Origin of the sequence: Acidisoma cellulosilyticum, from assembly GCF_020621385.1 — a bacterium.
Taxonomy (GTDB): domain Bacteria; phylum Pseudomonadota; class Alphaproteobacteria; order Acetobacterales; family Acetobacteraceae; genus Acidisoma; species Acidisoma cellulosilyticum.
Map to the genome: position 1 here is coordinate 652,290 of NZ_JAESVA010000003.1, position 25,999 is coordinate 678,288.

Annotated in this window: 24 protein-coding genes and 1 tRNA gene; 10 read left to right on the forward strand and 15 right to left on the reverse strand. The window is 63.5% G+C overall.

What is annotated here, in order from left to right; all coding sequences use genetic code 11:
• Window positions 1–6: 6 nt before the first annotated feature.
• The 4 genes from ACELLULO517_RS11840 to ACELLULO517_RS11855 form a co-directional block, all read right to left on the reverse strand.
• Window positions 7–1,005, reverse strand: a complete 999-nt coding sequence (locus tag ACELLULO517_RS11840) for a CobW family GTP-binding protein (protein ID WP_227307570.1) — start codon at window positions 1,003–1,005, stop codon at window positions 7–9.
• Window positions 1,006–1,107: 102 nt separating this feature from the next.
• Complete coding sequence (locus ACELLULO517_RS11845; RefSeq protein WP_227307571.1) at window positions 1,108–2,358, reverse strand: O-antigen ligase family protein; 1,251 nt, start codon at window positions 2,356–2,358, stop codon at window positions 1,108–1,110.
• Window positions 2,358–3,482 carry a glycosyltransferase family 4 protein gene (locus tag ACELLULO517_RS11850; protein WP_227307572.1) on the reverse strand — a complete coding sequence of 375 codons (1,125 nt, stop codon included), beginning with the start codon at window positions 3,480–3,482 and terminating at the stop codon, window positions 2,358–2,360. Before ACELLULO517_RS11850 ends, ACELLULO517_RS11845 begins: the two co-directional genes overlap by 1 nt.
• Window positions 3,483–3,484: 2 nt before the next feature.
• On the reverse strand, window positions 3,485–3,739 hold the full coding sequence (locus tag ACELLULO517_RS11855; protein WP_227307573.1) for a sulfurtransferase TusA family protein: 255 nt from the start codon (window positions 3,737–3,739) through the stop codon (window positions 3,485–3,487).
• A 208-nt stretch (window positions 3,740–3,947) separates the two neighbouring features.
• Between ACELLULO517_RS11855 and ACELLULO517_RS11860 the strand changes: the two genes are divergently transcribed.
• From ACELLULO517_RS11860 to ACELLULO517_RS11875, 4 genes are all read left to right on the forward strand, one after another.
• A complete protein-coding gene (locus ACELLULO517_RS11860; RefSeq protein WP_227307574.1) occupies window positions 3,948–4,391 on the forward strand; it encodes a MucR family transcriptional regulator in 444 nt (147 codons plus the stop codon).
• A gap of 145 nt (window positions 4,392–4,536) precedes the next feature.
• Window positions 4,537–5,061 (forward strand): Fur family transcriptional regulator, encoded by a 525-nt coding sequence (locus tag ACELLULO517_RS11865; RefSeq protein ID WP_227307575.1) that lies wholly within the window; start codon window positions 4,537–4,539, stop codon window positions 5,059–5,061.
• The gene (locus ACELLULO517_RS11870; RefSeq protein ID WP_227307576.1) at window positions 5,062–5,901 is read left to right on the forward strand and encodes a GNAT family N-acetyltransferase; all 840 of its coding nucleotides are present in this window, start codon (window positions 5,062–5,064) and stop codon (window positions 5,899–5,901) included. It begins immediately after the preceding gene.
• Between the two features lie 3 nt (window positions 5,902–5,904).
• Window positions 5,905–6,873: an NAD(P)-dependent oxidoreductase gene (locus ACELLULO517_RS11875; RefSeq protein WP_227307577.1), complete on the forward strand. Its 969-nt coding sequence runs from the start codon at window positions 5,905–5,907 to the stop codon at window positions 6,871–6,873.
• A 185-nt stretch (window positions 6,874–7,058) separates the two neighbouring features.
• Here the strand turns inward: ACELLULO517_RS11875 and ACELLULO517_RS11880 are convergent, their stop codons facing one another.
• The 10 genes from ACELLULO517_RS11880 to lipB form a co-directional block, all read right to left on the reverse strand.
• A complete protein-coding gene (locus ACELLULO517_RS11880; RefSeq protein WP_227307578.1) occupies window positions 7,059–8,045 on the reverse strand; it encodes an RluA family pseudouridine synthase in 987 nt (328 codons plus the stop codon).
• Entirely contained in the window at window positions 8,042–9,415 is a 1,374-nt protein-coding gene (locus ACELLULO517_RS11885; protein WP_227307579.1) for a replication-associated recombination protein A, read from the reverse strand. Before ACELLULO517_RS11885 ends, ACELLULO517_RS11880 begins: the two co-directional genes overlap by 4 nt.
• Window positions 9,416–9,501: 86 nt before the next feature.
• Window positions 9,502–10,950: a GH1 family beta-glucosidase gene (locus ACELLULO517_RS11890; protein ID WP_227307580.1), complete on the reverse strand. Its 1,449-nt coding sequence runs from the start codon at window positions 10,948–10,950 to the stop codon at window positions 9,502–9,504.
• A 329-nt stretch (window positions 10,951–11,279) separates the two neighbouring features.
• Window positions 11,280–11,714, reverse strand: a complete 435-nt coding sequence (gene rplQ / locus ACELLULO517_RS11895) for a 50S ribosomal protein L17 (RefSeq protein WP_227307581.1) — start codon at window positions 11,712–11,714, stop codon at window positions 11,280–11,282.
• A 62-nt stretch (window positions 11,715–11,776) separates the two neighbouring features.
• Window positions 11,777–12,796 carry a DNA-directed RNA polymerase subunit alpha gene (locus ACELLULO517_RS11900; RefSeq protein WP_227307582.1) on the reverse strand — a complete coding sequence of 340 codons (1,020 nt, stop codon included), beginning with the start codon at window positions 12,794–12,796 and terminating at the stop codon, window positions 11,777–11,779.
• Window positions 12,797–12,891: 95 nt separating this feature from the next.
• Complete coding sequence (gene rpsK, locus ACELLULO517_RS11905) at window positions 12,892–13,287, reverse strand: 30S ribosomal protein S11 (RefSeq protein WP_227307583.1); 396 nt, start codon at window positions 13,285–13,287, stop codon at window positions 12,892–12,894.
• A 102-nt stretch (window positions 13,288–13,389) separates the two neighbouring features.
• Window positions 13,390–13,767: a 30S ribosomal protein S13 gene (rpsM, locus tag ACELLULO517_RS11910; RefSeq protein ID WP_227307584.1), complete on the reverse strand. Its 378-nt coding sequence runs from the start codon at window positions 13,765–13,767 to the stop codon at window positions 13,390–13,392.
• A 147-nt stretch (window positions 13,768–13,914) separates the two neighbouring features.
• Window positions 13,915–14,601 (reverse strand): adenylate kinase, encoded by a 687-nt coding sequence (locus ACELLULO517_RS11915; protein WP_227307585.1) that lies wholly within the window; start codon window positions 14,599–14,601, stop codon window positions 13,915–13,917.
• The gene (gene secY / locus ACELLULO517_RS11920; RefSeq protein ID WP_227307586.1) at window positions 14,598–15,947 is read right to left on the reverse strand and encodes a preprotein translocase subunit SecY; all 1,350 of its coding nucleotides are present in this window, start codon (window positions 15,945–15,947) and stop codon (window positions 14,598–14,600) included. Before secY ends, ACELLULO517_RS11915 begins: the two co-directional genes overlap by 4 nt.
• A 116-nt stretch (window positions 15,948–16,063) precedes the next feature.
• Window positions 16,064–16,789 carry a lipoyl(octanoyl) transferase LipB gene (lipB, locus tag ACELLULO517_RS11925; protein WP_406566260.1) on the reverse strand — a complete coding sequence of 242 codons (726 nt, stop codon included), beginning with the start codon at window positions 16,787–16,789 and terminating at the stop codon, window positions 16,064–16,066.
• A gap of 24 nt (window positions 16,790–16,813) precedes the next feature.
• Between lipB and ACELLULO517_RS11930 the strand changes: the two genes are divergently transcribed.
• The 5 genes from ACELLULO517_RS11930 (at window position 16,814) to ACELLULO517_RS11950 (ending at window position 22,294) form a co-directional block, all read left to right on the forward strand.
• A tRNA-Leu gene (locus tag ACELLULO517_RS11930) sits at window positions 16,814–16,899 on the forward strand.
• A 132-nt stretch (window positions 16,900–17,031) separates the two neighbouring features.
• On the forward strand, window positions 17,032–19,302 hold the full coding sequence (locus ACELLULO517_RS11935) for an NADP-dependent malic enzyme (RefSeq protein ID WP_227307588.1): 2,271 nt from the start codon (window positions 17,032–17,034) through the stop codon (window positions 19,300–19,302).
• Window positions 19,303–19,559: 257 nt separating this feature from the next.
• Entirely contained in the window at window positions 19,560–20,435 is an 876-nt protein-coding gene (gene galU / locus ACELLULO517_RS11940) for a UTP--glucose-1-phosphate uridylyltransferase GalU (protein WP_227307589.1), read from the forward strand.
• A gap of 18 nt (window positions 20,436–20,453) precedes the next feature.
• Window positions 20,454–21,863, forward strand: coding sequence for a phosphoglucomutase/phosphomannomutase PgmG (pgmG, locus tag ACELLULO517_RS11945; protein WP_227307590.1), 1,410 nt, complete (start codon window positions 20,454–20,456; stop codon window positions 21,861–21,863).
• 38 nt (window positions 21,864–21,901) lie between these two features.
• Window positions 21,902–22,294, forward strand: a complete 393-nt coding sequence (locus ACELLULO517_RS11950) for a gamma-glutamylcyclotransferase family protein (protein ID WP_227307591.1) — start codon at window positions 21,902–21,904, stop codon at window positions 22,292–22,294.
• 332 nt (window positions 22,295–22,626) lie between these two features.
• On the opposite strand, the gene ACELLULO517_RS11955 is transcribed toward ACELLULO517_RS11950, so the two are convergent.
• Window positions 22,627–24,051, reverse strand: a complete 1,425-nt coding sequence (locus ACELLULO517_RS11955; protein ID WP_319796423.1) for an NADP-dependent isocitrate dehydrogenase — start codon at window positions 24,049–24,051, stop codon at window positions 22,627–22,629.
• Between the two features lie 225 nt (window positions 24,052–24,276).
• Here ACELLULO517_RS11955 and ACELLULO517_RS11960 point away from each other — a divergent pair, with 225 nt between their 5' ends.
• The gene (locus ACELLULO517_RS11960) at window positions 24,277–25,986 is read left to right on the forward strand and encodes a methyltransferase (RefSeq protein WP_227307593.1); all 1,710 of its coding nucleotides are present in this window, start codon (window positions 24,277–24,279) and stop codon (window positions 25,984–25,986) included.
• The last annotated feature ends 13 nt before the right edge of the window (window positions 25,987–25,999 follow it).

The window sequence follows — 25,999 nt, forward strand, 5'->3', positions numbered from 1 at the left end:
GGCTGATCAATCCACCTGGCAGGATTCGAAGCCGCGGCGCAGCTGCGGACGGTTAAGGTCACGGCCGATAAAGACGATGCGGCTCTGGCGCTTTTCGCCTTCTTTCCAGGGACCGATGAAATCGCCGTCGGCGATCATATGCACGGCCTGGAAGGCGAAGCGGCGATCTTCACCGGTATAGTCCAGAATGCCCTTGGTCCGCAGCAGATCCGCGCCCTTGGCATTGAGCAGCGCGCCGATCCAGCCGTTGAACTTCTGCGGGTCGATGGGGCGGGAGACCGTAAAGCTCATGCTGCTGATCTCCTCGTTATGCTCATGCTCGTCGCTGTCGAGGAAGTCGGGGTCGAGCGCCAGGATACGGTTGAGGTCGAAGGCATTGCGGCCCATCACGGCCTCGATCGCGACGCCGGACTTTTCCGAGCGGATGATCGGGGCAATTGCGTTGATGGCGCGAATACGCCCCTCAACCGCGACCAGCTCGGCGGTGCTGACCAGGTCGATCTTGTTCAGCAGGATGACATCGGCGAAGGCGATCTGGGCGGCGGCTTCAGCGCTGTCGGCCAGGCGCGCGGGCAGGTTCAGGGCGTCGACCACGGTCACGATCGCGTCCAGCCGCGCCTTCGCCTTCACGCCTTCATCGACGAAGAAGGTCTGCGCCACGGGGGCGGGGTTCGCGAGGCCGGTCGTCTCGATGATGATGCCGTCGAACTTGGTGCGGCGCTTCATCAGCCCGGCCAGAATGCGGATCAGATCGCCGCGCACGGTGCAGCAGATGCAGCCGTTATTCATCTCGAAGACTTCCTCGTCGGCATCGACGACAAGGTCGTTATCCACGCCAAGCTCACCAAATTCATTGACGATCACGGCGTATTTCTTGCCGTGATTCTCGGTCAGGATGCGGTTCAGCAGCGTGGTCTTGCCCGCGCCCAGATAGCCGGTGAGGACGGTCACGGGAACCAGGGTCGGGACGGCCGTGGCGATTGTTTCGACGACGGTATCGGGCATGGGAATACTCCGGGTCACGAAGGCAAGAACGAAAATCTATACAGGACTATATAGGTCCGGTCTTTCCTGAGGGCGAGGGTCCGGCTCTGCTTTGGCTGCACACTAGGACTCGCGCCATCGCGCTTCCGCGAGGCCCCAGCCGAGGACGACAAAGAAATAGCCGCTGACCGGCAGGCTGAGGAAGGCACTGGTCGACGCGATCGGCCAGAGATGAATGAAAGCCGCCGCGAATAGCCCGACCCGCACGGCGTCCGGCTTTCGCCACAACCCGCGCGCCATCGCCCGCAGCCAGGCGATGACCATCAGCGAGAACAGGATCAGCCCGGGATAGCCGCCATCCGTGCTCGCCTGCAGGTAGAAATTATGCGGATGCTGTTTGCAGGTCGGCAGGCCGCCGCCGATATCGCCAGGCTGATGCGTCCAGCCGACCCAGTAGCGCATATCCGGGCAACCGTCGCGGAACCCATTGAAGCCGCGCCCGAAGATCGGCGCCTGCTCGGTCATCTCATCCGCGCGGCGCAGCAGCAGCCCGTAGGGGCTGGACCGGAAATGATCCATCTGCATCGAGAATTTCTCGACCAGCCGGTAATAGGTCTGGGGTGAGATGACGGGCGAGGCGGCGATGACCAGGCCGCCGACGATGACAAGCCCGATCGCGACCGGCCGCAGCTTGGGCAGGAACAGCGCCGAAACGGCGAGGCCCAGAATGGTCAGCAGCACGGGCATGCGCTGGCTGATCAGCACCATGCAGGCGATGCCGAGGGCGGCCAGCAGAACGCCGGCCGCGCGATACCAGAAGGATTTCCGGGAAATCAGGGTCATGACCGGCGGCAGCAGCGCGGGGAACAGGATGCGCACCAGTTCGGGGGCGGCGCGCGGCTTGTAGAAAGGCCCGGTCAGCTCGCCATCGGCCCAACGGCCATAGCCGTAGAAATTCTTGCCCATGACATATTGGTAGAGGACACCGGCGCAGATATAGGCGGTGACGGCTTGTACCACCCAGCGCAGCCAGACGCGCGGTCGCGGGTCGCGCAGCACCCAATTCTCCAGCGCCGCCGCGAAAACCCCGTATCGCACCATGACCAGCGCCTGGACGAAATTCGGCCAAGTGCCATGGAAGGGCCCTGACAAGGGCAAGGAACAGATCATCTCCCAAACCCACCAGGCGCCGGCGAAGGGCACCCAGCCCTGACGCAGCCAGGCCCATTGCCGCGTGCGCCCGGATTGGATCAAGAACAGGATGGCTGTGACGGAGAAGAAGATATCGGCCAGCGCCCGCGCGTTGAGCAGCGAAGGCGTGACGAGCAGCACCGCGACCAGGGCCGCGCGTTGCAAAAGAAGACTGAGCGGCATCACGAGGTCAGCAATTCCATTCTCAATGCGTCGAGCCGGCGGCGGGCCTCCGGCAGATCGTAGCGAAGCGCTCTGTCCAGACCTGCCTGCGATAAAGCAGCGCGCCGTTCCGGGTCGCGTGCCACAGAGACCAGCGCCGCCGCGACACCCGATACATCATCGGGGTCGATCGCCACAGAGGCGCCAGCCGCCAATTCGGCCAATCCCCCCCGATGTGATGCCAGCAAGGCAGCGCCATTGGCCAGGGCCTCCAGCGCTGCCAGGCCGAAGGGTTCCGGCCAGCGACTGGGCAAGACGGCGATCGCGGCGCGGCTCAACGCGGCCATCACCGTTGCGTGATCGCGATAGCCCAGAAGCGCGATCCCGGCTGCCTCCGCTTCCGGTCGCAACCGCTCGGTGAAAGGCGTTTCCGGACTGTCGGCGCGAAAGCGATCGGCGCCGATCATGATCGCTTGCCAGCCCGGAAGCTGGGGCAAAGCCTGCGCGCAGGCTCGCACGAAACTATCCGCCCCCTTATCGGCGACGACGCGGCCGGCGAAGACGATGACCTTGTCCCGCTCGGCGGGCGGTAGCGGCGACGGCAAAGCGCTGAGGTCGAGGGAATTCGGCAGCACGCGGGGCGCCAACACGGTTTTTATGGCGATACCCTCCATCCAGGCATCGGCCAGAAAGCGAGAGACGCAGACGACAGCACCAAGTTTGCGCGACAGCGCCGCCCGCGCCGCCGCGTGTTTGGCGCCGCGCATGGAACGCGGATCGTTATGCAGAAATAAAGCGATGCGGCGCGGCGCAAAGCTCGCGGCAAGGCGGCGGGCCAGATCGGGCCGGTTATGGACTTCGATAAGGTCGGGTTTCAGGCGGCGCAGCACGCGGGTGACGGCCGCCGCATAGCGCGCATCCGAACCCCAGAGCGACCAACTTTCATCAGCCGGCAGAAAGGGCAAGGGAAAGATCTCCCCCTTTTGCGGCGCGCCCACAATCGTCACCGCGAAGCCGGACGCATGCGCCGCGTCGGGCTTCGCCAACCGCGCCTGCAGCAATGCCACGGCGCCGGCCGATTGCGGACCGAAGCCTTCGCGTGGCGGCAGAATGACAGCGACGCGCTTTTCCGGAAAATCCGCCAAGATCAGGCTTTCGGCCCGCGCCGGATGATGATTTCGAGAATATCCGGGTCTTCATCCAGGATGCGTTCGACGATGACATGACCTTGGGTTTCGGCCATGCGTGGCACACTGTCCCGAGGCTCCGGCCCCCGCAGACGCACACGAAGAAGCGCGCCCTCGGCAAGCCGTTCGAGCATCAATCTTGTTCTGACAAAGGTCATCGGACAGGTTTCGGCGGTCACGTCAAGAAATGCCGCCCCACATGTATTTGATGTCATGATGCCGCTTTACTTGAGGACCTGTTAACCTTGTTGCCCGGATTAGGCTTTTAGATGTAGAGAGGAGAGGAATCGGCGATGCACGATATAAAAGCCAAGCGGCATGACATCGCTGGATTGTTCGAATTCTACCTATACGGTCGCATATATTGGAAATATTTAGCACAGGTTGCGTGCTTGCCTTATAATCCGGCCAGGAGAGAGATGAATGTCTGACGATGCCGCCAATCTAAGCGTCCTTGGCTGGACCGCTCAAATCGTGTCCGCCCATGTGTCCCATAATACGGTCGCGCCCGAGGCTCTGCCCGCGCTGATCCAGGAAGTTTTCCGCACCCTGTCCAATGTCGGCGCGCAGCCCGAAGTGGTCGAAAAGCCGCAGCCGGCCGTTCCGATCAAAAAGAGCGTGTTCGGCGACTACATCATCTGCCTGGAAGACGGCAAAAAGCTGAAGATGCTGAAGCGCCATCTGAAGACGGCTTACAATCTGGAGCCGGAACAGTATCGCGAGCGCTGGGGCCTGCCGCCCGACTACCCGATGGTCGCCCCGAATTATGCCCGGCAGCGTTCGTCGCTCGCCAAGAAAATCGGTCTTGGCACCAAGCCGCGCGGGGCGCCCGTGAAGGCTGCGGGACGCAGCGCCCGGGGCGGCTAACTGCACTTTCGTTACAGCTGAGCTTTGCCTCCTCTGGCGGCTCCTCCTATAACGGTCCCCGAAGGCGGTAGGCTTGGCAGGATGCCAGGCTGAACGCCTAGGACCGTAACGCCCGGAACGGCGGGGATAGAACCGGAAACCAACGATGATGTCGCGCATCGAGCGCCTGTGCATCGAAAAAGGCCTGAAAATGACGGGGCAGCGCCGCGTCATCGCCAGTGTTCTTTCCGAGGCGGAGGACCACCCGGACGTAGAAGAAGTGTATCGGCGGGCTGTCGCCCTCGACGATCGCATGTCGATCGCGACCGTCTATCGGACGGTGCGGCTGTTCGAGGAGAATGGCATTCTCGAACGCCATGATTTCGGCGGCGGGCGAGCGCGCTATGAGCCGACGACGCCCGGCCCCCATCACCATCTGGTCGATGTCGATACCGGCCGCGTCATCGAATTCATCGATGCCGAGCTGGAAGATGCCATTCGCGGCATCGCCAAGCGCCTCGGTTTCGACCTCGTCTCGCACCGGCTTGAATTGTTCGGACGCCGCTTGCCCGAGCAGGCGACGGCCGCCGAAACACCGACGCCCGCGAAACGTCGGCAAGGCCGACCTACGACCGACACCGAGTCGCCGCCGCGTCTCGCAAACGGCCCTGGGGCCGATCGTGGGCACTAAGTGAGCGTGATCGAGCCACCATTGCCCAGCCTCGACCGCGAGGAAGGTATCGGTGAGTTGCGGGCCGGCAATCTCGGCCTCCGTATTGCCCGCACGGCCGATGAGCTGGATGCCGCCCAGGCGCTGCGCTATCGCGTCTTCTACGAAGAACTCGGCGCCCATCCGGACGAGACCGCAGCCCGCACCGGTCGCGACAGTGACCGCTACGATGCCGTCGCCGATCATCTCCTCGTCGTCGATCATGATCTGGGTGACGGGCCGGACGCCGTCGTCGGCACCTATCGCCTTATCCGCCGGGAAGCGGCGGAAACCATCGGCCGTTTCTATTCGGCGGATGAATACGACATCTCCCTTATCGAACGCTTCCCCGGCCGCGTGCTGGAACTGGGCCGGTCCTGCGTCGACGCTGCCTATCGGGGACGGGCCGCCATGCAGCTGCTGTGGCGCGGCATCGCGGCCTATGTCTTCACGCATAATATCGATCTGATGTTCGGCTGCGCCAGCCTGCCGGGCAATGACGTCGATGCGCTCGCGGCGGAGCTCACCTATCTCCATGCCAATCATCTGGCGCCGGCCGATATCCGCATGAAGGCGCTGCCGGAACGCTATATCGATATGCGGCGCATGGACCCGGCCGAGATCGACGGGCGACAGGTCCTCGTCAGCCTGCCGCCGCTGATCAAGGGCTATCTGCGCCTCGGCGGTTTCGTGGGTGACGGTGCCGTCGTCGATCCGCAGTTCAACACGACCGATGTCGCGGTCGTCGTGCAGACCGACCTCGTCACCGGCAAATACTATCGGCATTTCGAACGCGAACGCGAGCAGAAGGACAGGCGATAGCGAATGGGCGCCTTGACCGTGCTGGTGACCTCTCCGCTTTTGGCAAAGGAGGGTCTGGCTCTTCTGGAAAGCGCGGGACTGGACGTTCATTTCATGCAGGCCTTTCCCAAGCCTGAGGATGTCGCGGCAAAGGCCAAGGCCATCGGGGCCGCCGGCATCATCGCCCGCCAGGGCGCTATCACGGCTCTCGTGATGGAGGCCTCGCCCTATCTCCGCATCATTGCCCGCCATGGCGCCGGAACGGATGAAATCGATCTCGATGCCGCCCGCGCGCGCCGCCTCCTCGTGACCCGCACCCCCGGCGCCAATGCCCGCGCGGTCGCCGAGCATACGATCGCCGTCATCCTGGCACTCCTCAAACAACTGCCCAGCATTCAGACCCAGCTCGCCGCCGGGAAATGGCGCGCCGGCGATATGTGGGTTGGTGACGCCTATGGGGCGCGTCTCGGCCTCGTCGGCATGGGCGCGATCGGCCAGCACACCGCCCGCCTGGCTTCGGCCTTCGGCATGAAGATCGCCGCCACATCCCGCCAGACGGCGCCGGAGGTCTACGAACACGCAAGGCGCGAGGAAAGCCTGGAGCGACTGCTGGCAACCAGCGACATCATCTCCCTGCACACCGCGCTGACGCCCGAGACGCGTGGCATGATCGACGCCGCCGCACTCGCCCGCATGCCAAAGGGCGCGCTCATCATCAATACCGCCCGTGGCGGTCTGATCGATGAGACGGCTTTGCTGGCGGCGATCGAGTCCGGCCATATCGCCGGTGCGGCGCTTGACGTGACGGAGCCTGAGCCGCCGCGCCCCGATCATCCCTTCCGCACCCACCCGCGCGTGCTGCTGACGCCGCATATCGGTGGGGTCTCGGCGGGTTCGATGACGCAGATGGCGGTGGATGCCGCCGAATGCATCGTCGCCGCGCTGACCGGCGGCCCCTTGCCCGCCGACCGGATCGTCGTTCCCGGCGGCTAGATTCTGTCAGGTTTTAATAGATAATTTGTCATCCGCGCACTTGTTGCGCGGACCTACCCACCGCGGCGCCCAGCCGGCCGATTGCTTGCTTGCTCCGCCGGGTAGATGCGCGGGTCGGGGCCCGCGCACGACAGATTTAGTGGCGTTTCCAACTAAACCTGACGGACTCTAAAATCTGACGGCTCTTAGCCCTTGACGCGGCGGGGCGGCTCGGGCGCCGGATTGACGAAGCCGAGCTGCTTGAACGTCTCTTCCATATGCGCGGTCAGGGGCGCCGACACGGTCAAGGTGCCGCCCGCCGGATGGGGGAAATGCAGCTTGCGGGCATGCAGATGCAGCCGCCCCAGCATCGTCTCCATATCCGATTCCCCGCCATAGGGGATGTCACCCAGGATCGAATGGCCGATGGCGGCGCAATGGACGCGTAGCTGATGGGTGCGGCCCGTATGCGGATAAAGGCCGAGCCAGCTGAACTTGCGGCCGGCATGGTCCAGCGTCTCGTATTCCGTGACCGCCTTCTGGGCGTCGGGGTCTTTCGGATGGGCGATGGCGCTGCGCGCGCCGCCTATTCCCTGCACGCGCGTCAAAGCCTGATCGATCCGGCCCTCCATCGGCACCGGCAGGCCCAGCACGACGGCCCAATAGGTCTTCTCCACTTTCCGCGTGCGGAAGGCAGCCGCCAGTTTCGCCGCGATCCCCGGCGAGCGGGCGAGAAGAAGAATGCCCGATGTGTCACGGTCCAGCCGATGCACCAGGCGCGGCCGATGGGTGCCGCCGTAGCGCAACCCGTCCAGCATGCCGTCCAGATGCTTGGTGATGCCGGGGCCGCCCTGGGTCGCGAGGCCTGGCGGCTTGTTCACCAAAATCACCTCATCGTCGCGATAGAGCACCATGCGCTCCATCTCCTTGACCTGGCGCGCGTCGGCGACCGGCATGGGCCGCGGCGCGTCCTGGTCGGCGGCGGCCTGCACGGGCGGCGGAATGCGCACGCCCTGGCCCGGCTGCAGCCGCGTCGATGCCTCGACCCGCTTGCCCGCGACCCGGATCTGGCCGGTGCGGCAGAGCTTTTCGATGGCCCCCTGGGTCAGGCCGGGGAAATGCCGGCGGAACCAGCGGTCCAGCCGGATATCGGCCTCGTCATCCGAAACGACACGATCTTCAACACCACTCATTCGCCACGCTCCCGCTGACGCTGCAGGCGCAGCTTGGCCCAATAATCCAGACGCTTGCCGATCTCACGCTCGAAGCCGCGCTCGACCGGCTGATAGAATTCCTCACGCGCCATTCCATCCGGAAAGTAGTTCTGGCCCGAAAAGGCCTCATCCTGCCCATGGTCATAGGCATAGCCGTCGCCATAGCCCAGCTCCTGCATCAGCTTGGTCGGCGCATTCAGGATATGGGCCGGCGGCATCAGGCTGCCTGTCGCCTTCGCCGCGCGCTTGGCCGCGCCGAAAGCCGCATAGACCGCATTCGATTTCGGCGCGGTGCCGAGATAGACCACCGCCTGCGCCAAGGCCAACTCACCTTCCGGACTGCCCAGCCGCTCATAGGTCGTCCAGGCCGTCTCCGTCACCAGCAGCGCCTGCGGATCGGCCATGCCGATATCCTCGGCCGCGAAACGCAGCAGGCGGCGGGCGATGTAGCGCGGGTCCTCGCCGCCTTCCAACATGCGCGCGAACCAATACAGCGCGGCATCGGGGTCCGAACCGCGCAGCGACTTATGCAGGGCCGAGATGAGGTTGTAATGCTCCTCGCGGTCCTTGTCGTACAGCGCCGCGCGCTTCGACAGCAGGTCCGCGAGCGCCGTCGCATCCAGCGCCTCGGTCTCGTCGGGCAGCGAAAAAAGCTGCTCGGCCATATTGAGCAGATAGCGTCCGTCGCCGTCCGACATGGCGGCCAGCGTCGCCCGCGCCTCGGCGGTCAGCGGCAGCCTGCGGCCGATTTCGGCCTCCGCACGCTCCAGCAATTGGCCAAGGGCGGCCTCGTCCAATCGCTTCAGGACCAGAACCTGGCAGCGGGACAGCAGGGCGCCGTTCAGCGCGAAGGACGGATTCTCGGTCGTCGCGCCGATCAGCGTCACGATCCCTTCCTCGACCACGGGCAGAAACGCATCCTGCTGGGCGCGGTTGAAGCGGTGGATTTCATCCACGAAAAGCAGCGTGCCCTCGCCGGTGCGATTGCGCCGCGCCGCTTCCTCGAAGACGCGTTTGAGATCCGCCACACCTGAGAAGACGGCGGATATCTGGGAAAAGAAAAGCCCAGCCTGTTCGGCGATGAGACGGGCAATCGTCGTCTTGCCGACGCCCGGCGGTCCCCAGAGAATGAGAGAGGTGAGGGACCCAAGCTCCAGCATGCGCATCAGCGTGCCGGAGGACCCCAACAGGTGATCCTGGCCGGTGACCTCGCCCAATGTGGTCGGGCGCAGCCGATCCGCGAGCGGTCGCAGCTTGGCGCGCGCCGCACGGCCCTGGCGGAACGAGGCGCTGGATGAAGGCGGATCGGCGCCGAATAGGTCGCCGGACGGAACCGGGGATCGGGCCACAGACTATCCTTGATGCTAAGACTGGCTGAGACTGGCTGTGTTGGCACGGCGCCACAGCGGCACCCCACCGTTACGCCTTCTCTACCTCATATGACCCGGTTCTGGGCCGCAACTTTCGCGTACCAAGCGCCCGAGTCTTTGAGCGTCCGCCGGCGGTCGCCCGCGAAATCGACATAGATCAGTCCGAAGCGCTGAGAATAGCCCTCGGCCCATTCGAAATTGTCCAGAAGGCTCCAGCAGTGATAGCCACGCACCGGCACGCCGGCTTGCATGGCGCGACGGAGTTCCAGCAGATGCGCGCGGATATAGGCGATGCGCGGCGCATCCTTCACCTCGCCTTGCGCGTCCGGCGCCATGTTATAGGCCGCACCGTTCTCGGTAATCTCGATCGGCCGCTGTCCCGTCACACCGGCCATCTGGGTCAGGATATCGTAGAAGCCGGGCGGATAGATGTCCCAACCATTGGCCGTCTTCCCGTCCCCACCACCGCGCACGGTCGCCCATTCGGCATTGGTATTCAGGCCGGGTATGCCGTTACCGCCCGGCGCGTCCGCGACGGTCCAAGGCGAATAGTAGTTCAAGCCGATCACATCGAGATCGGCCAGCAAACGCGTCTCATCGCCGTTCTGCCAGTTGAGCAAGGCAAGCTGTTCTGCCTCAGGCAGGACGCCCGCCGGATAATGGCCCGTCAGGGCCGGCAGAATGAACCAGAGATTGGCGAATTTGTGCCACCGCTCGGCCGCCGCGATATCGGCTTGGGCTTGGCTGGCTGCATAGACAGGCCCGACATCGATCGCATTGCCGACCAGAAGATTCGGTCGGGCGGCCTTGATGGCGCGATAGGCCTGACCGACCGCGAGATTGGCCGTGTGGGTCGCCCGCAAGAATGCCTTCGGATCCCGAAGGCCCGGCGCGTGGATACCATACCAATAGCCGCATTGCGTGAACGTCTTGGGCTCGTTCAGCACGGTCCATTCCTGAACCCGGTCCCCAAGCGCGCGCACGACGATCGTCGCATAATCCGCAAGCCGGTCGGCCATATCCCGGTTGGGCCAGCCACCCTTATCCTGCAAAGCCTGCGGCAGATCCCAGTGATAGAGCGTGGGAAAGGGGCGAATGCCCGCTTCCAGCAATGCGTCGATCAGCCGGCTGTAAAAATCGAGCCCCTTCTGGTTTACAGCGCCCTGTCCGTCCGGCTGGATGCGCGGCCAAGACAGGGACAGGCGATAGCTCTTCATGTTCATCCGGCGCGCAAGCGCAATATCTTCCGGGTAGCGATGATAGCTGTCGCATGCGACGTCACCGGTATCGCCGTTCTTGATATGGCCGGGCTTGTGCGTAAAGCGATCCCAGATCGACTCGCCCTTGCCGTCCAGATTCCAGGCGCCTTCTACCTGATAGGCGGCCGTTGCCGCGCCCCAGATGAACCCCGCCGGGAAAGCGGTATCGGTCTCGGCCGATGCCAGACCGGGCGTCAGCGCCGCCAAGCCTGCCAATCCCGCAGTTTGAACGAAGCGACGTCTGTCGAGGGACATGGCAAGATCCGATTGTTCGCTGCCCATAGGGCTAGAGTCCGTCAGGTTTAGGTGGAAACGACCCCTTGCCCCGTCATGGCCGGGCTTGACCCGGTCATCCAGTCCTTGGGCGCCCCAACGAATGGATGCCCGGCTCTGGGGCCGGGCATGACGATATTAGGGACAAGCTTCAGTTAAAATCAGACAAACGCTAAAGCAGATCCCGGACAGAAGGAATCATCTGGTCGGGTGAAGATGCTCGCAAAAACAATAATCTAGGGCGGCAAAGACAAAGGGGGCAGGCCTCTCGGCCTACCCCCTTTTCACAACCTGATCTGGTCGGGTGAGGATTATTCCTCGCCGCCGAAACCTTCGCCGTCGGTCGCGACGTCCGGCTTCGGGCCGCTGTCCTGGCCCTTGGCGGAAGGGTCACGATCAACGAATTCGATGATCGCCATCGGAGCGGCATCGCCGTAGCGGATGCCGGCCTTCAGCACGCGGGTGTAACCACCGGCGCGGGCCTTGTAACGATCGGCCAGCGCCTCGAACAGCTTCGTGACGATGGTGTCGTCGCGCAGCTGGGCATAGGCCTGACGGCGCGCATGCAGATCGCCGCGCTTGCCGAGGGTCACGAGCTTCTCGGCGACCGGCCGCAGCTCCTTCGCCTTGGGCAGGGTCGTGGTGATCTGCTCGTGCTTGATCAGTGCAACCGCCATGTTGCGGAACATGGCTGCGCGATGGGTAGAGGTAACGCTGAGCTTTCGCCCAGAAACGCCGTGACGCATGGTTTCAGTCCTTTGACCTGTGCGTGCTGATTGTCAAAACGCGGTTAGGGGGAAGCCGTGCGTCAGAACGGCTCTTCGAGCCGGCGGGCGAGGTCTTCGATATTCTCAGGCGGCCAGCCCTGGACGTTCATGCCCAGCGCGAGACCCATAGCGGTCAGCACTTCTTTAATTTCGTTCAGCGACTTGCGGCCGAAGTTCGGCGTACGCAGCATCTCCTGCTCACTCTTCTGAACGAGATCGCCGATATAGACGATATTGTCGTTCTTCAGGCAGTTGGCGCTACGGACGGAGAGTTCGAGCTCATCGACCTTACGGAGCAGGTTGCGGTTGAACGGCAGGTCGTCCTGCTGCTCTTCCAGGCGAAGCTGCTGCGGCTCATCGAAGTTGATGAACAGCTGAAGCTGGTCCTGCAGGATGCGGGCGGCGAGCGCCACGGAATCTTCCGGGGTCACGGCGCCGTTGGTCTCGACCGTCAGCAGCAGCTTGTCATAGTCGGTGACCTGACCCACGCGGGTCGGCTCCACCTTGTAGGACACGCGCCGCACCGGCGAGTAGATGGAATCGACCGGGATCAGACCGATCGGCGCATCTTCCGGACGGTTCGCGGAGGCCGCGACATAGCCCTTGCCGATATTGACCGTGAACTCCATGCCAAGCTTCACGCCTTCGTCCAGCGTGCAGATGACGAGGTCGGGGTTCATGATCTCGATGTCATGGCCGGCCTGAATCTGCTCGGCGCGCACTTCGCCGGGGCCGGTGGCCGACAGCATCATACGCTTCGGGCCTTCGCCATGCATACGCAGCGCAAGCTGCTTCACGTTCAGCACGATGTCGGTCACGTCCTCGCGGACGCCGGGGACCGTGCTGAATTCATGCAGCACGCCGTCGATCTGCACGGCCGTTACAGCGGCACCCTGCAAGGAAGACAGCAGGACGCGGCGGATAGCGTTGCCGAGCGTCATGCCAAAGCCACGCTCCAGCGGCTCCGCCACAACGGTGGCCACGCAGGAGGGATCGTTACCCGGCTCGACTTCGAGCTTCTCGGGTTTGATCAGCGATTCCCAATTTCTCTGCAATACCACGTTCGCCTCATAAAAGAACAAGCCGGGCGCCGGGCCCTCACCACATCAGACGGAGAGGGCCGGTATTGTCCGGCAACAGGACGGCTTACGATCCGTCAGACGCGGCGGCGCTTGCGCGGGCGGCAACCATTATGCGGAACAGCCGTGGTGTCCCGGATGGAGCTGACCGAGAAGCCAACGGTCTGCAGGGCACGCAGCGCGCTCTCGCGGCCGGAACCGGGGCCGCTCACCTCGATCTCGAGGGTTTCCATGCCGTGGTCACGCGCCTTGCGGCCCGCGTCTTCCGCCGCCATCTGCGCCGCGTACGGGGTGGACTTGCGGCTACCCTTGAAACCCTGGGCGCCAGCCGAAGACCAGGCAATGGTATTGCCCTGCGCGTCGGTGATGGTCACCACGGTGTTGTTGAAGGTCGCGGCAACATGCGCCACGCCGGAGCTGATGTTCTTGCGCTCTTTTTTACGCGGGCGAGAAGAAGCGGCGGGCTTCGCCATAGATCAATCCTGTCACTGATGACGTGGCCGCCGCGGCATAACCGGGCGGCCAAAGCGTCGCAAAAATTTCCAACGCAAGGTGAAACGCTGGGGGTAAACCCCTTAGCGGGTCACCTTCTTCTTACCGGCGATCGCCACGGCCTTGCCCTTGCGGGTGCGGGCATTGGTGTGGGTGCGCTGGCCACGAACCGGGAGGCCACGACGATGACGCAGACCGCGATAGCAACCGAGATCCATCAGACGCTTGATGTTCATCGACACTTCACGCCGCAGATCGCCCTCGACCCGGAATTCCCGGTCGATCAGCTCACGGATGCGGAGAACTTCGTCGTCAGACAGCTGGTTCACACGACGGTCGGCGGCAATGCCCAACCGCTCGCAAATTTGCACGGCGTTGGTCGGACCAATGCCGTAAATATAACGCAGACTGATGACCACCCGCTTGTTGGTCGGGATGTTCACCCCGGCAATACGCGCCACGCTTCACACTCCTCAAGCGCCGAACGCTCGGGCGTTCAGCTGGTCGTCCCGGATATGGCCGAGAAAAAGTACCGACCAGGACCCCTGCCCTCGATCGGTGGAGGAGCGGAATAGCGCCGCCCCTAACTGCGAGTCAACCGCTGTAGATCAACTTTGCGTGAGCACATGGGAGACTCTGTGCTGGGACAGGGTCTCCAAAGCGGTCTCGATCTTGCCAGCAACCTCGTCAATCTCAGCGAGACCGTCGACGACGACCAGACGGTCCTGCGCCGTGTAATAGGGCAGCAGCGGCGCGGTCTGGCGGTTGTACGCCTCAAGCCGGGCTGTTACGACTTCCCGCTTGTCGTCCGGGCGGCGGATGAAGTCATGCGCGCCACAGATATCACAGGTGCCTTCAAGCTTCGGGTGCTTGAACTCGTCATGGTAGCTCGCCCCGCAATTCGCGCAGGAGAAGCGACCGGCGATGCGCTCGATCAGCACCTCGTCATTCACGCGCAGCTCGATCACGGCTGTGATCGGCGTGCCGCGCTTCGCCAGCATCACGTCCAGCGCCTCGGCCTGGGGCACGGTGCGCGGAAAGCCGTCCAGAATGAAGCCATGGGCGCAGTCGGGCTTTTCGATGCGAGTGGCCAGCATGGCGACGATGATATCGTCGGAGACGAGGCCACCTTGATCCATGATCTCCTTGGCGCGCAGGCCGATATCGGTGCCGGCCGCGACTTCGGACCGCAGCATGTCGCCGGTCGAAATCTGGGCAATGCCGTGACGGCTCTGCAACCCCTTGGCCTGGGTGCCTTTGCCGGCCCCCGGCGGCCCCAGAAGAATGATATTCATCGGCCCCTCCCGCGCCCACGGCCCCTTTTGATCAGGCCTTCATATTGATGCGCGATCAGATGGGACTGGATTTGGGTCACCGTGTCCATAGTGACGGAGACAATAATCAGCAGGCTTGTCCCGCCAAAATAGAAGGGCAGGCTGAAATGGCCGATGAGCCATTCCGGCACCAGGCAGACGACGACGAGGTACAGCGCACCGACGGTCGTCAGGCGGGTCAGGATACGGTCGAAATAGGATGCCGTGTTGCTGCCCGGACGGATGCCCGGGATGAAACCGCCCTGCTTCTTCAGATTGGTCGCCGTCTCCTCGGGGTTAAACACCACCGCCGTATAGAAATAGGAGAAGAAGATGATCATCGCGGCATAGAGGATCATATAGACCGGCTGACCGTGGGCGAGGGAACCCGCCAGCCATTGCAGCCAGGCCGGGCCTTTTCCGCCGGCATGGGCGAAGCCGATGACGGTCGCCGGGATCAGCAGGATGGAGCTCGCGAAAATCGGCGGAATGACGCCGGCCGTATTGATCTTCAGCGGCATATGGCTCGATTCGCCACCATAGACTCGTTGGCCGACCTGGCGTTTCGGATATTGGATGATGATGCGGCGCTGCGCGCGCTCCATGAACACCACGAAGCCGATGATGACGATGGCGCCGATGATGAAGGCCAGCACGAAGATCGGCGACAGCGCGCCGGTTTTGCCGAGTTCAAGCAGGTGAACCAGCGCGCTCGGCAGGTTCGCGACGATACCCGCGAAGATGATGAGCGAGGAGCCGTTGCCGATGCCCCGCGCGGTGATCTGCTCGCCGATCCACATCAGGAACATGGTACCGCCGACCAGCGTGACGACGCAGGTGAAGCGGAAGAACATGCCGGGGTCGACCACGGCCGCACCGATGCTGCCGCGCATGCTCTCCAGCCCGACCGCGATGCCGTAGCTTTGGAAGATCGCGATGATGGCGGTGAGGTAGCGGGTATATTGGTTCAGGCGGCGCCGGCCGCTCTCGCCTTCCTTCTTCATCGCTTCCAGCGTCGGAATGGCGGAAGACATCAGCTGAATGATGATGCTGGCAGAGATATAAGGCATGATGTTCAGCGCGAAGACGGTCATACGACCGAGCGCGCCACCCGAGAACATGTCGAACATGCCCAGGATGCCGCCGCCGTTCTGGGTCATGAGCTGGCTCATGACCGCCGGATCGACACCAGGAACCGGGATATAGGTGCCCAGGCGGAAGACGATCAACGCCCCGAGGGTGAACCAAATCCGCTTCTTGAGTTCGGTTGCCTTCGAAAAGGTTCCGAAATTCAAATTTGCCGCAAGTTGCTCGGCCGCCGAGGCCATCCCAGGTTCCCATCAATGCGACGGGCACAGGCCGGCCCTCGCCGTAACCTCAGCACCCGTCTTCTTCCGAAGACGCTCAAAGTTCCGCCCCGCTTAAAACAGCCGAGGCACCCTCGTCAGCCCCTTTTCAGCGGACTGCCGAAGACTTCCATCCAACTCGCCGCCAGGGCCGCATCAAGTTCGGCCATGCTGACGATTATCCCGAGCGCATGAAGGCTTGTCACCCCATACTCGCGGATGCCGCAAGGAACAATGCCTTCGAAGTGGTCAAGCTGCGGTTCCAGATTGAGGGATATGCCATGCCAGGTCACCCAGCGCGTCACGCGCACGCCGATGGCCCCGATCTTGGCCTCGGTGCCGGCGGCCTTGTCCGCGATCCAGATGCCGACACGGCCCGGCCGTCGCTCGCCGCGGATATTGAAGCGATCCAGCGTCCGGATCAGCCATTCCTCCAGCCCCTGAACATAGGCGCGCAGATCGCGGGCCGGGACGATGCCGTGCGGGCGGTCCAGGTCGAGCATGACATAGGCCACCCGCTGGCCGGGACCGTGATAGGTCCATTGGCCACCGCGCCCGGCCGGGAAAGTCGGAAAACGATCCGGTTGCTGCAGATCCTCGGGCCGGGCCGAGCTGCCGGCCGTGTAAAGCGGCGGATGCTCCACAAACCAGACCTGCTCAGACTGCTCACCCGCACGAATGGCCCGTACCGAAGCCTCCATGCGGGCCAAAGCATCCGGATAGGCGGTCAGCCCTTCCGCGATCTCCCACAGCACACGCGCATCTGATGCCACATCTATGCGTGCATCAGATGGCAAATCGTCGATTGCTGCCGTCTCAATCATTGGCTATATCCCGGCACCCACGATGCGGTCGTGGCGGAATGGTAGACGCGCAAGCTTGAGGTGCTTGTGGGGGCAACCCCGTGGAAGTTCGAGTCTTCTCGACCGCACCATACTTTTTCTCTCTAAAATTTAAGCCTTTGATTCCCGGACATTTGTCCGGGAACTGCCGTTGCATCGGCCCTCTCATCTTGGTCTTATAGCCTCCCAAGACCGGCGCTAAAAAGGCGCATCAGGGGGAAGCAATGGACGATAATCTCCGCAAAGCCGCGCTCGACTACCACCGCTATCCGCGTCCAGGTAAGCTCGCCATCGAGCCGACCAAGCGCATGGCAACCCAGCGCGATCTGGCACTCGCCTATTCCCCCGGCGTCGCCGCCGCCTGTCAGGCCATCGCCGCCGACCCGGATGACGCCAAACTCTATACCGCGCGCGGCAATCTGGTCGGCGTCATCTCCAACGGCAGCGCCGTGCTGGGCCTGGGCAATATCGGCGCGCTCGCCTCCAAGCCGGTGATGGAAGGCAAGGCGGTCCTTTTCAAGAAATTCGCCGGCATCGACGTCTTCGATATCGAGGTCGATGCCGCCGACCCCGACCGCTTCTGCGACATCGTCGCCGCGCTGGAGCCGACCTTCGGCGCCATAAATCTCGAAGACATCAAGGCGCCGGAATGCTTCAAGATCGAAGCCGATCTCCGCGCGCGGATGAATATCCCGGTTTTCCATGACGATCAGCACGGCACCGCCATCACGGTCGCCGCCGCCGTCACCAACGGCCTCGTGCTGCAGGGCAAGCAGCTTTCCGAGATCAAGGTCGTGACCTCGGGCGCGGGTGCGGCGGCACTCGCCTGTATCGATCTGCTCGTCACCATGGGGCTTCGCGAAGAAAACGTCTTCCTCACCGATATCGAAGGCGTCGTGCATCGCGGCCGCAATAACATGGGCCCCAATCTCGCGCGCTACGCCAAGGACATCGCAGCCCGCACGCTGGAAGATGTGCTGGAGGGCGCGGATCTTTTCCTCGGCCTCTCCGCTCCGCGCGTGCTCAAGCGCGAATGGCTGAGCAAGCTCGCCCCGCGCCCGGTGATCATGGCGCTCGCCAATCCCGAGCCCGAAATCCTACCCGAAATCGTGCGGGAAGTGCGGCCGGACGCGATCATGGGAACCGGACGCAGCGATTATGCGAACCAGGTCAATAATGTCCTCTGCTTTCCCTTCATCTTCCGCGGCGCGCTCGATTGCGGGGCGACGACCATCAATGAGGAGATGAAGCAGGCGGCGGTGGAAGCGCTCGCCGGCCTTGCCCGCATCGAAGCGAGCGAGACGGTGGTCGCGGCCTATGGCGGGTCCGCGCCGATTTTCGGGCCGGACTATATCATCCCCAAACCCTTCGATCCCCGGCTGATCCTGGAAATTGCCCCGGCCGTCGCCCGCGCGGCCCATGCCAGCGGCGTGGCGCGCTTCCCGATCACGGATTTCGGTCAATATAAGCGCGAGTTGGAGCGCTTCACCTATCGCTCCGGCCAGCTCATGCGCCCGGTCTTCGCCGCCGCCCAGCAAAACCTGCGCAGCATCGTCTATGGCGCGGGTGAGGATGAGCGCGTGCTGCGCGCGGTGCAGACCGTGGTCGATGACGGCATTGCCAGGCCGATCCTGCTCGGGTCGCGCCCCGCCATCGAACGCAAGGTGCGTGAGATGGGCCTGCGCCTCGATCTCAACAGCGCCGTCACCATCTACGATCCCGCGATCGATACTGAGGTCTTCGCCCCGCTCCTGGCGAAATACAAGGCGGTCGCCGGACGGCGCGGCGTGCGGCCCGACGCGGCCGAAATCCTCGTCCGCAGCCATTCCACCGTCTGCGCATCGCTCATGGTCTCGGAAGGTGTGGCCGACGGCGCCATTTGCGGCGGCTACGGCGATTGGTGGCGGCATCTGCAATATGCGCTGCCCATCATTCCCCGCCGCGCCAGTGCGTCGCGCATCTACGCCATGACGGCCGTCATTCTGCAGGAAGGCGCGCTGTTCTTCTGCGACACGCATATGAATGTGGATCCGACGACCGAGCAGATCGCCGAGATGACGGAGCTTGCGGCCGAGGCCGTCTCCGCCTTCGGCATCACGCCCAAGGTCGCGCTGCTCTCCCACTCCTCCTTCGGGTCGAGCAATTCGGAATCGGCCCGCAAGATGCGTCGCGCTCTGGCCCTGATCCGGGAACGGCTGCCGGATCTGGAAGTCGACGGCGAAATGCAGGCCGATGCAGCGCTCGCGGAAGCCACCCGCGCCAGCGCCATCAGCGGCAGTACCCTCACGGGCACGGCCAATCTTCTGGTCTTCCCGACGCTCGACGCCGCCAACATCGCCTTCAATCTGATCAAGGCGTCAGGCGACGGCCTGCAGGTCGGCCCGCTGCTGCTCGGCATGGCCAAACCGATACACATTCTCGTGCCGACAGCGACCGCACGCGCTATTATCAATATCAGCGCCGTGGCCGCGGCCGACGCGAATTCGCGCCGCTAAAGCCGGATGACCTTGGGCCAGTCCGAGCCAAGGTCTGAATCGGTCTCGGAATTAAGAGCCTTGGTGTGACGATTTTGCGCTGGATCAGCCCGAAATCGTCAGACCCAAGACTTGGGATTTAGTAAACACGTCCTAAATTTCAGTCGATCAGCCGTTATTGCGAGAAAAGTCATCGTTTTGCACGGGCTGAGCGGTTGCTTTCTCGTTTGGTATCGCGTCCTACTTTGGTCCTAAACTCTCTCGCTTAGGGGTATCCGATGTCTGCCAAACCGTTGAAAAAAGCGGTACTTCCCGTTGCCGGTCTTGGCACGCGCTTCCTGCCAGCGACCAAGTCCATGCCCAAGGAAATGCTGACCGTCGTCGACCGTCCGCTCATCCAATACGCGGTCGACGAAGCCCGCGCCGCGGGCATCGAACAGTTCTGCATGGTGTCCGGCCGCGGCAAGACAGCGCTCATCGATCATTTCGATGTTTCCTACGAACTCGAAGCGACGCTGCGCGAGCGCGGCAAGCTGGAAGCGCTGGAGCAGCTTCATCGTGACCGTCTGCAGCCGGGCTCGATCAGCACCGTCCGCCAGCAGGAGCCGATGGGTCTGGGCCACGCCATCTGGTGCGCCCGCACCTTCATCGGCGACGATCCCTTCGCCATCCTGCTGCCGGATGATCTGGTCTTGTCGCAGACGCCCTGCATGACGCAGCTCGCCCAGGCCTATAAGGAGACCGAAGGCAGTGTCGTCGCCGTGGTCGAAGTGCCGCGCGACCAGACCAACCGTTACGGTATTCTCAAAACCGGCCAGGATGACGGCAAACTTGTCGAAGTGACGGGTCTTGTCGAGAAGCCCAAGCCGGAAGTGGCGCCCTCCAATCTCTCCATCATCGGCCGCTATGTGCTCCTGCCCGAAGTCATCGGCCATCTGACGAAGATGGAGCGCGGCGCCGGCAATGAAGTGCAGCTGACCGACGCCATGGCTAAAATGATCGGTCATTCTCCCTTCCATGGTCTTCGCTTCGAGGGCGAACGCTTTGATTGCGGCGACAAGGTCGGCTTCCTGGAAGCGCAGATCGCCTTCAGCCTCGCGCGGCCGGATCTCGCGCCCGAAGTGCGGGCCTTCCTCAAGAAATATACTGGCTAACTGGCTCAAGGACGCTCGATGTCATTCTCCCACGCCTTCAACCCGACGTCGCTCCGCGAATACGATATTCGCGGGGTCGTCGGTAAGACCTTGACCGAGGCGGATGGCTTCGCCATCGGCCGCACCTTCGGCAGCATGATCGCGCGCAAGGGTGGGTCGACGGTCGCGGTGGGCTATGACGGCCGCACCCATTCGCCGCAGCTTGAGAAAGCGCTGGTCGACGGGATCAAGGCTTCGGGCGTCCATGTGCTGCGCGTCGGGCTTGGTCCGACGCCGCTGCTCTATTTCGCCGCCTTCACCCGCGGCACTGACGGCGCGATCATGGTCACGGGCAGCCACAATCCGCCCGAATATAACGGCTTCAAGATGATGATCGGCAAGAAGCCCTTCTTCGGTCAGGATATTCTGGAACTCGGCCGTCTGGCCGCGGCCGGCGACGTCGTCGCCGAGGGCCAGGGCCATGCTGAGACCGTAGATCTGTCCGACGACTATGTCGCGCGCATCGTCAAAGACTGGGACGGCGGCGACCAGAAGCTCAAGATCGTCTGGGACAATGGCAATGGCGCCGCCGGCGAGGTGCTGCAGAAGCTGGTCCGCCATCTGCCGGGTGAGCATCAGATCCTGTTCGGCGATATCGACGGCCATTTCCCGAACCATCACCCTGACCCGACCGTGCCGAAGAACCTTGAAGCGCTTATCGCGGCGGTGAAGGGCAGCAAGGCCGATATCGGCATCGCGTTTGACGGCGACGCCGATCGCATCGGCGCCGTCGACGGCGACGGCAATGTCTTTTTCGGCGACCAGATGCTGGCCGTCTTCGCGCGTGACGTGCTGCGCGACCGTCCGGGCGCGATCATCATCTCCGACGTCAAGGCAAGCCAGGTTCTGTTCGACGAGATCGCGGCAGCCGGTGGCCAGCCGCTGATGTGGAAGACGGGCCATAGCCTCATCAAGGCGAAAATGGCCGAGACCGGCTCGCCGCTGGCCGCCGAAATGTCCGGCCATGTCTTCTTCGCTGACAAGTGGTTCGGCTTCGACGATGCGCTCTACGCGGCTGTCCGCCTTCTGGGCATCGTCGCGCGGTCGCCGCTCAGCCTCGCCGAGATGCATGCGGCTCTGCCCAAGGTCATCAACACGCCGGAACTGCGCTTCGATTGCGATGACGTCCGCAAATTCACGGTCATCAGCGAAGTGGCGGCACGGCTGAAGGACGCCGGCGCCTCGGTGTCCGACACTGACGGCGTGCGCGTGAAGACCGCTGACGGCTGGTGGCTGCTGCGGGCCTCCAATACGCAATCGGTTCTCGTCGCGCGCGCGGAAGCGAAGACCGAGGACGGGCTGGCACGCCTGAAGGCGGATCTGGTGACGCAGCTGGAAGCCTCGGGCATCGAAGCCCCGGATTTCGAGCAAGCCGCCTCCGGTCACTGACCGTCTCGATATCTGTCTAGATCAGAGGCGTCGGCACTATGCTGATCTTCCTCTATGGCTCGCTGCGCGATCCGGTCCTTCTCAGCCAGATCGCGGGTGACCCGCGCCTCGGGCTGAGTCTGCGCCCGGCCCGCCTGGGCGGCTATGCGCGCGTCCATATCGGCGGTTGGAACGCGCGCTACGCCTCCGTCGTGCGTCAGCCCGGCGCGGCGGTCGAAGGCTTCGTCGCCAGGCTGACGGCGCCGGCCCAGCCGCGGCTCACCGCCTATGAAGGCTCATCCTATGAAATGCGCCGGGTCCGCGCCCTGATCGACGGACAGTATCGCATGGTCGGGATCTGGATGGCCCGCGCCGTAACCCGCCGGGTCTGGACGGAACCGACTGACCTCCGCCGCGTGCGCATGGAACGATCGTCCACGCGCCACGCTTGAATCGCCCCAAACGCTGTCATGCGCGCACGCGCCCTTAGAGTCTGTCAGGTTTAGGTGGAAACGACCCCTTGCCCCGTCATGGCCGGGCTTGACCCGGTCATCCAGTCCTTGGGCGCCCCAACGAATGGATGCCCGGCTCTGGGGCCGGGCATGACGATATTAGGGACAAGCTTCAGTTAAAATCAGACAAACTCTAAGCAATCGTCATGCGCGCACGCGTTGCGCGCACCTACCCGGCCTGGCGCCCAAACGCTGTCATAGCGCCCTGGCGGGTAGACCCGCGGGACGAGCCCGCGGGCGACAGTGAAGGGACAGCGCAGGCGACGCGAGCGTCAGGTCTCGCCCTGGGCCTTCGTATAGCCGTCCTTGCCGTCGAAACGCTGCAGCTTCTCGACATGCATCCAGTGATGGCGCGCGCCGACAGCTGCCAGCAACTGGGCGATGGCACCATCCGCAGTCTCGCGCGGCGCATCCAGCATGAAGCGGCAGCGGAACAGATCGACCAGGAAGGGCTTGCCGGAATGCGCCGGCCAGACCTGCACGCCCCGGTTCTCGATCATCTTCAGCGTCAACCCGCTGCCCTCGGCGGCCGATTGCAGGGACGCCGCCAAAGCCGGCGGCTCCGCCCCGGTCTCGATAAAGATATCGACGCCCATCACCTGCCGGTCCTGCGGCGGGTGATGCCAGACGCCCTCCGGCCAGACTGGCAAGGTCAGCGGCCGATAGGCCCGAGACGCATAACCGCTGCTGCGGCCCAGATTGGCGATCAGCTGATCGGTATAGGCCTTGGTCCCGACGCCAGTCCCCTTGGGCGCGATATCGCCGGTCAGATTCCGGCCCTCCTCAAGGGTGACGAGCAAAGCCTGCTCGACCTTTTCGGCCGCTGTGAAATCGCCGATATGGCGCAGCATCATGATGGCGGAGAGCAGCAGGGCATTGGGATTGGCAAGGTCGCGGCCCGCGATCTGCGGCGCCGATCCATGCACTGCCTCGAACATCGCCGCGTGATCGCCGATATTGGAGGAAGGCGCCACGCCCAGGCCGCCGACCAGACCGGCCGCCAGGTCGGAAATGATGTCGCCATTCATATTGGTCGCAACGACGACATCGAACTGTTCAGGCGCGATGACCATCTGATGCGCGCAATTGTCGATGATCATATGGGCGGGTTCAAGCTCGGGGTATTCCGGCATGATGCGCTCGAAGACGCGCTTCATCATGCCTTCAGTGAATTTCATGATATTGGCCTTGGTGGCGCAGGTGAGCTTTTTCCGCCCCTCCGCCAGCGTCAGCGCCGCCGCCAGCCGCAGGATACGCTCCGACCCCGGTTCCGTAATGAGTTTCAGGCACTGCGCGGCACCCGCCGTCTGCATATGCTCGATGCCGGTATAGAGATCCTCGACATTCTCGCGCACGATGACCATGTCGATCCCCCGGCCGGAGAAGGGGGTCCTGATGCCGGGCAATTCGCGCACCGGGCGAATATTGCCGTAAAGCTCGAAGAACTTGCGCAAGGTCACGTTGGCGGATTTCTCGCCGTAGCCGACCGGGGTTTCCAGCGGGCCTTTCAGCACGATGCCGGTGCGGGCGATGGAATCAAGCGTCTCCTGCGGGGCGCCGGTGGCAATACCGCGCTTGAAGACTTCCGCACCCGCTTCCGCCTCTTCCCATTCAATCTCGGCGCCGGCCTTGGCCAGGATGCGCTGAACGGCCCCCATGACCTCGGGGCCGATACCGTCCCCGGGAATAGCTGTCACTTTTGTTTTATGGAAACCTGATGAACTGGCAGAGTATGGGGGGTGGGCGCTCATGACGCCTCCTGGCATTGTGACGGTGCCAAAATTTGCGCGCCGTATCGGATGCTGCAAATGTGGCTCGCGGCGAAGCACCTATGCAGGTTTATCATGCACTGCAACATAAGCGGTTCATGATCTTGACGGAAAAAGGGTTGAGCAATTTGCCTCAACCACGGGAGGATAGACTTGGGCCTATCGCGCAATCTGACGTCCGCTCCCGATTACCCGGACGTCTATAATCCAGACCTGCTTGACCGCATCCCTCTCGACGCTGACGTCGTGCTGGATATCGGTTGCCACAAGGGCGCTTTGGGGGCTGCCTATCGGCTGCGCAATCCGCGCGCCCGCGTGCTTGGCATCGATTTCATGCCCGAGGCCGTCAAGGTGGCGGCCGGCCGCCTCAACGAAGTCGCCTGTATCGATATCGAACGCGATCCCCTGCCGTTCGAAGTGCCGGGCGGCTACGACTGCATTGTCTATGGCGATGTGCTGGAACATCTGCGCGACCCCTGGCGGGTCATGCGCGAACATGCAGCCCTTCTCAGCCCGCGCGGCGTCATGGTCATCTGCGTGCCCAATGCCGCGCATTGGAGCGTGCCGCTGCGACTGATCAACGGTTCGTTCGATTACGAGGACCAGGGCGTATTGGACCGCACGCATCTGCGCTGGTTCACGCTCGCCACGATGGAGAAGGCGCTCGTCGCCACCGGGTTGCAAGCCTGCGACGTGACACCGCGCATCTTCGACAATAAGGGCGCGGAAGCGGCGGCGGATCTGTTGAAAGACGTGCTGCCCGCCATGGGCCTGTCGCGGGACACGTTCCTGTCGCGCAGCGCGCCGGTCCAATTCGTCTGGCGGGCCCGCAAATCCCCGACGCAGCCCATCGCCGTTCGGTCGACCATGCTGAAGCCCTTCGGCGCCGTCAGCGATATCCGCGTCGTCTATCCGCTGCGGGCTTTGAAGACAGACCCCTCCATCTCCGTGCAGATCGGTGACATCGACAGCTTCCCTGCCCCGAACGAGCATCAGCCGGCCGTCTGCATCCTGCATCGCCCGCTTCTACTGGGCGAGGAGGGCGCCAAGGTCTTCCGCCACCTGATGCAGAAGGGTTTTCTGGTGGTCACGGAATTCGACGACCTGCCGGATTTCATGCCCGAGCTGCGCGACCCCAGTTTGATGAATTTCCGTGCCGCCCATGCCGTGCAGACCAGTACCGAAATCCTGGCCGAAGCGCTGCGCCAGCAGAATCCCGAAGTCGCCGTCTTCCTCAACGGCATCTCCGAATTGCCGCCGATCGCGAATTTTGCGACCCCGGAAGCCGTGACCCTGTTCTTCGGCGCCATCAATCGCACCGTAGACTGGCAGCCTTACATGGCGACGCTCAATGCGGCGGCATCGGTGCTGGGACCGGAGCTTCGTTTCCAGGTCGTCCACGATCAGGCCTTCTTCGATGCGCTGGAGACGCCGTACAAGACCTTCACCCCGATCTGCGATCATCGCACCTATATGGGCCTGCTGGCCCAGTCCGAGATCAGTTTCATCCCGCTGCTGGACAGCGCCTTCAACCGCGCCAAGTCGGACCTCAAATTCATCGAAGCTGCCTCGGCGCGCGTGGTGCCGCTCGCCAGTCCCACGGTCTATGAGAATTCCATCGAGGATGGGGTGACCGGTCTGATCTTCCGCAGCGAGTCCGATCTGTACGAGAAGATCATCCGGCTGGTGACCGCCCCGGGCCTTGGCGCCACTATCGGCAACGCCGCACGCAAATCCGTCGCTCAGACGCGCATGGACGCCTATGGCGTGGCCGCGCGCATTGCCTGGTACCGCAGCCTTCTCGCCCGGCGGGAGGCGCTGACACAGGCGATCTATGACCGCGTGCCCGAACTCGCCCCCTGACGTCAGGTGAAAC

Coding starts and splice junctions, on each gene's coding strand:
- ACELLULO517_RS11840 (WP_227307570.1), bottom strand. CDS start 1,005: ATGCCCGATACCGTCGTCGAAACAATCGCCACGGCCGTCCCGACCCTG.
- ACELLULO517_RS11845 (WP_227307571.1), bottom strand. CDS start 2,358: ATGCCGCTCAGTCTTCTTTTGCAACGCGCGGCCCTGGTCGCGGTGCTG.
- ACELLULO517_RS11855 (WP_227307573.1), bottom strand. CDS start 3,739: ATGACATCAAATACATGTGGGGCGGCATTTCTTGACGTGACCGCCGAA.
- ACELLULO517_RS11860 (WP_227307574.1), top strand. CDS start 3,948: ATGTCTGACGATGCCGCCAATCTAAGCGTCCTTGGCTGGACCGCTCAA.
- ACELLULO517_RS11865 (WP_227307575.1), top strand. CDS start 4,537: ATGATGTCGCGCATCGAGCGCCTGTGCATCGAAAAAGGCCTGAAAATG.
- ACELLULO517_RS11875 (WP_227307577.1), top strand. CDS start 5,905: ATGGGCGCCTTGACCGTGCTGGTGACCTCTCCGCTTTTGGCAAAGGAG.
- ACELLULO517_RS11880 (WP_227307578.1), bottom strand. CDS start 8,045: ATGAGTGGTGTTGAAGATCGTGTCGTTTCGGATGACGAGGCCGATATC.
- ACELLULO517_RS11890 (WP_227307580.1), bottom strand. CDS start 10,950: ATGTCCCTCGACAGACGTCGCTTCGTTCAAACTGCGGGATTGGCAGGC.
- rplQ (WP_227307581.1), bottom strand. CDS start 11,714: ATGCGTCACGGCGTTTCTGGGCGAAAGCTCAGCGTTACCTCTACCCAT.
- rpsK (WP_227307583.1), bottom strand. CDS start 13,287: ATGGCGAAGCCCGCCGCTTCTTCTCGCCCGCGTAAAAAAGAGCGCAAG.
- ACELLULO517_RS11915 (WP_227307585.1), bottom strand. CDS start 14,601: ATGAATATCATTCTTCTGGGGCCGCCGGGGGCCGGCAAAGGCACCCAG.
- secY (WP_227307586.1), bottom strand. CDS start 15,947: ATGGCCTCGGCGGCCGAGCAACTTGCGGCAAATTTGAATTTCGGAACC.
- lipB (WP_406566260.1), bottom strand. CDS start 16,789: ATGATTGAGACGGCAGCAATCGACGATTTGCCATCTGATGCACGCATA.
- ACELLULO517_RS11935 (WP_227307588.1), top strand. CDS start 17,032: ATGGACGATAATCTCCGCAAAGCCGCGCTCGACTACCACCGCTATCCG.
- galU (WP_227307589.1), top strand. CDS start 19,560: ATGTCTGCCAAACCGTTGAAAAAAGCGGTACTTCCCGTTGCCGGTCTT.
- pgmG (WP_227307590.1), top strand. CDS start 20,454: ATGTCATTCTCCCACGCCTTCAACCCGACGTCGCTCCGCGAATACGAT.
- ACELLULO517_RS11950 (WP_227307591.1), top strand. CDS start 21,902: ATGCTGATCTTCCTCTATGGCTCGCTGCGCGATCCGGTCCTTCTCAGC.